At 65.6% G+C, this 4,439-nt stretch carries 7 protein-coding genes and 1 tRNA gene; 7 read left to right on the forward strand and 1 reads right to left on the reverse strand.

What is annotated here, in order from left to right:
- Nucleotides 1–161 precede the first annotated feature (161 nt).
- The 7 genes from HUU96_RS11940 to HUU96_RS11970 all read left to right on the forward strand — a co-directional run bounded on the left by HUU96_RS11940 (nucleotide 162) and on the right by HUU96_RS11970 (nucleotide 3,750).
- Entirely contained in the window at nucleotides 162–338 is a 177-nt protein-coding gene (locus HUU96_RS11940) for a DNA gyrase inhibitor YacG (protein WP_174293004.1), read from the forward strand.
- Between the two features lie 29 nt (nucleotides 339–367).
- Nucleotides 368–443: transfer RNA gene (locus HUU96_RS11945), tRNA-Phe, on the forward strand.
- A 248-nt stretch (nucleotides 444–691) separates the two neighbouring features.
- Nucleotides 692–1,390, forward strand: coding sequence for a hypothetical protein (locus HUU96_RS11950; protein WP_174293005.1), 699 nt, complete (start codon nucleotides 692–694; stop codon nucleotides 1,388–1,390).
- A 96-nt stretch (nucleotides 1,391–1,486) separates the two neighbouring features.
- Nucleotides 1,487–1,867: a toll/interleukin-1 receptor domain-containing protein gene (locus tag HUU96_RS15350; protein ID WP_174293006.1), complete on the forward strand. Its 381-nt coding sequence runs from the start codon at nucleotides 1,487–1,489 to the stop codon at nucleotides 1,865–1,867.
- 89 nt (nucleotides 1,868–1,956) lie between these two features.
- On the forward strand, nucleotides 1,957–2,217 hold the full coding sequence (locus HUU96_RS11960) for a hypothetical protein (protein WP_174293007.1): 261 nt from the start codon (nucleotides 1,957–1,959) through the stop codon (nucleotides 2,215–2,217).
- The gene (locus tag HUU96_RS11965) at nucleotides 2,214–2,846 is read left to right on the forward strand and encodes a zeta toxin family protein (RefSeq protein ID WP_174293008.1); all 633 of its coding nucleotides are present in this window, start codon (nucleotides 2,214–2,216) and stop codon (nucleotides 2,844–2,846) included. Before HUU96_RS11960 ends, HUU96_RS11965 begins: the two co-directional genes overlap by 4 nt.
- A gap of 220 nt (nucleotides 2,847–3,066) precedes the next feature.
- Nucleotides 3,067–3,750, forward strand: a complete 684-nt coding sequence (locus HUU96_RS11970) for a hypothetical protein (protein ID WP_174293009.1) — start codon at nucleotides 3,067–3,069, stop codon at nucleotides 3,748–3,750.
- Between the two features lie 118 nt (nucleotides 3,751–3,868).
- Here the strand turns inward: HUU96_RS11970 and HUU96_RS11975 are convergent.
- Nucleotides 3,869–4,439: hypothetical protein (locus HUU96_RS11975; protein WP_174293010.1), on the reverse strand; the 571-nt coding region annotated here is incomplete at its 5' end.

The following is a 4,439-nucleotide window of genomic DNA, read 5'->3' on the forward strand; positions in this document are numbered from 1 at the left end:
GCCGCCGCCTGCGCACTGCTGCGCAGCCTGGAGCGATCGCCGCCGGGCATGGTCGCCTCCACGCGTGTGCCCGCCGCGATCCTCCGCTATCTGGAGGCGCGTCCCGCCTGGCTGGCGGAACTGACCCGGCGCAGCGGCGTCGTCCACCGACTGGAGCCGCAATGATCCCCCAAGCCACCTGCCCGCTCTGTGCCAAGCCGACCGCCGCCGATCATGCGCCGTTCTGCTCGCGCGGCTGCCGCGACCGCGACCTGCTCGCCTGGCTGTCGGAGGACTATCGCCTGCCCGGTCGTGACCCGGCCCCGGACAGGCTGGACAGCGCCGGAGACGGCGACTAAAGGCCCGCATCCGACCGCGATGCGGCCGCGCCCAGGTAGCTCAGTTGGTAGAGCATGCGACTGAAAATCGCAGTGTCGGCGGTTCGACCCCGTCCCTGGGCACCATTTTCCCATAATCGCACCCGCTAGAAACGTCGAAGCGACATGCTAACGTGTCTGTAAACCCACTAAAACTACAACGTTTGCATTTTTGGGTTGATATTGCCCGGCGCGAATGGTCGGTTTCGAGATCGCTGGGTCTCATTGAAGTCACGGCTTGCTTCGAGCGCCGGCCCCCGGCCCCCGGCCACTATCAATCGATTAGCAACTCTCTTCCAATAGCGTCACGCGACCCTCTCTTCCGAAGCCCCCGCATGAACGCCGTCGCCACCGCTCCGAGAATGTCCGACGTTGCCCACGAGCATCGGGGCGACCTCTACCGCGAAGGCGAAGACCCGACCGACACGGCGAGACGCATCCGCGCTCATCTGCGCGAAGCCTTCCCGAAAATGACCGTGGCGATGCGCCGAGCCCGGGGCGCGAACTGCCGCCATCTCTTCGTTTCGATCACCCGCTTCGGAACGGCGGATCTCTCAGACCGGAGCGCCGGTTTCGCGGTCAGGGGTCTAGTCGATGCGGAACTCGCGCGCTTCAAACGTTACGACTGGGATCCCTTGATCGGCGTCCGCAACCAATCCCTGGGCACTGGCACCTCGATCGACCCCGTGCTCCACGCGGCGGCACTGGATGGCGTGCCGGACCTGAAACCCCTGGTCAGCTTTGCCGAGTTCACGCGGACGGCACGCGCCGGCGACGTGCTGGAACATGTGTCCGGCAGGGTGCCGTCCAGAGGCCCGCGACTGATGATCACCGCCATCTCCGCGCGACGGCTGACGACCCGGCCGGCGGACACGGCGAACGCCGGTAGCGCATCGCGCGTGCCGATCCAGGGGGGCGCCTGCTTCGCCAGCGACGGGGATCTTGTTTGCTTCAAGCACAGCGGCTTCGCCCATCAGGGTGGCTACAGCCTGCTGCGGTGGATCCGTACACCGGAGGCGATCAGCAAATCCTGACGTTCGCCGGCCCGGGGGGATCACCCACAAAGGTGTCTCTGATGCCGAATACGTCAGAGCGCTTTCCCTCGCATTTTTCCGCTGTATAAATTGACGATGCCGACAGCGGACGCACTCTCGAGAACAACGCGGGCAAAGCCGACCGCAGGACCGGTCGCCGGACGGAAACCGAAAATCGAGAAGAAGACGGCCGATAAGCCGGAGGTTCGCATCTTCGTGTCATACTCGCATCAGGACGCGAGTTTGCAGCAGAAGCTGCATGCTCACCTGGCGCCGTGGCGTCGCCACGGCGTCACGGTTTGGTATGACAAGAACATCGAGTCGGGCGCCGTCCTTGGACCGGAAATCTCAAGGCAGATAAGGGACGCCCACATCTTCGTGGCACTCTTCAGTCCCGCTGTGAGGCGCGAACATAGTCTTTGCGTTCTGAACATAGCTCTTGCTTCCGATCGTAACTCTGGCACCCGGTGGCGATAACGTCGAGTATGGTCCTTCGCTGACGGGACCTGCGTAGCCGCGCGCCGAGCGGGAAAGCCTCCCTTGAGGGCCGAACTAGGATCAGCTAAATGATCGACATGTCGAACAAGCCGAACGACCGGTTCGAAGCAGCTGCTTCGCCTCAGATGATCGACGCGGAATTCAAGCGCCGAGCCCGCACGGTCAGCCGGGCGGCGGTCGATGGGCTCCTGGCGCGAGGGCGCGTCGTCAGCTACCGAGAGAGCGACACCCCAGCCGGCAATGTGCTGCGTCGGCATCCAGACGGACGGGTCGAGACAGTCGAGATCCACCTCGACCAAACGCCGAAGGCGAAGCGCCGAACGGCATGACCACGCCGATCCTATGGGTCATCGCTGGCCCAAACGGCGCAGGAAAGACAACGCTCTTCAACGACATGCTCAGAGGCCACGTTCCCTACGTCAACGCCGACGAGATCGCCGCCGAGCTCGATCCCGCCAGCAATGCGATAGAGATCATCCGCGCGGGAAGACTGGCGGTCGAACGCCGCAACGCTATGGTCGCACGGCGCGAAAGTCTCAGCATCGAGACCACGCTGGCTGGCAGCAGCGCCCTCGCGTTCATGCGCAAGGCGAAGGCGACGGGATATCGCATCAGTCTGGCGTATGTCGGGATCGACACCCCCGAACTATCCCGCGCGCGGATCAACGACCGTGTCCAGGAGGGCGGGCACGACGTGCCCGAAGACGCGGTGGTGCGCCGCCACCCCGACTCCCTCCGGCGCCTGACCGCGGCGATGGAAATCGCGGACAGCACGATGATCTTCGACAATAGCGGGTTGGAACGAAGGCTGCTGCTCCACGTCGAGGACGGTCACGCCAAGTTCATTGAGATCGGATTTCCGAACTGGTTCAGCGTCGCCGTTCCCGAGCACATGCGGCGCTTCGCCGGTCGACGCCGCGGCATGTCCGGTGCGATCAACGATCTGAGCGGTCGCTAACCCGACGTTCAGCGGAAGAACTATACTCGAGCTTCACAGTTGGAACGCGAGGCCGGTTTGTCGCACCGCTGCATAAGGCTCGATGAGGGAGCTTGAGCTCTGGATCGAGCATGGATTCAGACATTTTCAATTCACGTCGTGCAACTTTCGACGCTGCGCCATCGCGAAGTGTCGCGCCTGACTTAGACCGCCGGACAAACGGAGAAGTTTGAGCAATGCTATGAGGAAGAGCGCGCGACGTATGGCAATAGAGGAGGTCCGGGCGCCGACCCTGGCCGAAGTGTGCGCCCACGAAGCGGGCCACGCGGTCGTCCAGCTGGCGAGCGGCCCGGGCGAGTGGATCGAATACATCGAGGTCAACAATCAGGACGAAGGCAGGCTCGGGGTCGTCTGGAGCCAGGCGGAGTGGCAGCCCTGGATGAGGGAAGAGCCGGCGCCGCCGGAGATCGCCGAGCGCCGCAGGCGAGCGGCCGCAAGGGACGTGGTCAACTACCTTGCGGGAAACGTCGCCGAGTTCCGCTTCCGCGGACGACCCCGCATCGAGATCAAGTTCGGATGCGGCGAGATGGCGAACGCTTGCGTCGCCGAGCCGCTCGAATCGCGCACCGATTACGGGCTCGCCCGCAACAGACTCGCGTGGATCACGCCCGGCGCTGAGCGCATCGGGTTCATGCATGCGTGGCTCGCCACCGAGAGCATCGTGGCGTCCTGGTGGAGCGAGATCCTGCTCCTGGCAGGCGAACTGGAGCGACGCGGCCGTTTGACGGACGAGGACCTGTATCCGCTGTGGAACGGCATGCGGGACGCGCGGACCACGCGGGCACTCGCGCATGCACGCCGGACGGCGGACTGGCTGCCCAGGCATCGCGCCGACCTCGACGAGACGGATCGGTTCGCGCCGTGACGAACAGAACCGGACCGACCATCCGGTCGAGCGACCATCGAACGGCGGTATAACGGAGGCGAACCGGGGCCGCGAGACGAACCTCTACACGGCCCAGCCACTTCCGCGTCGCGGCTCCTCACATGCCCAGGCCGTCGCCCAACCGACATTCCACCGACCCCGTCTCGACGAACAGGATCGTGCGATCGCAAGCGTGCGTCTCCTCGACGCGGATGATTCGCCAGCCCCGCCCCCCGGTAAGCGGGTGGACGGCCGCCTCGTCGAGCAGTCGGCCTGCGAGCGCCGCCGCGATCGCGGCAGGCACCCGCCTGCGCAGCGTGATGCGCAACTCCCCCAGTCGCGTCTGGAACCGCGTGCCGCCGATGGTCACCGAGACCTCCAGAGAATGCGCGACGACCAGAACGTGCGCCCAGCCGCCAGCGGCGAGCGGGAAGCCGGAATCGTGAAGCATTTCGGCCTCTTGGTAGGGCCCGTCCGCGATGGCCGCGGCCGATGCGTGTCGCAGCGCATGAGGGTCGCGCGACCAGTCGCGGACCACCCGATGGATGCGGGGGCGGCGCGGCCAGCCGGGTGCGGGCACGAGTTCGCCGGCGACCCCGCCGAGCGTTCTACCCTCCGCCTCTAGCAGCGCGACGAGGAAGGGAGAGGCCCAGCGGACGGTGGCGCAGAGCTCGTGCCGGAACGCGGCC

The organism is Sphingomonas bacterium, from assembly GCF_903644135.1.
GTDB lineage: Bacteria > Pseudomonadota > Alphaproteobacteria > Sphingomonadales > Sphingomonadaceae > Sphingomonas.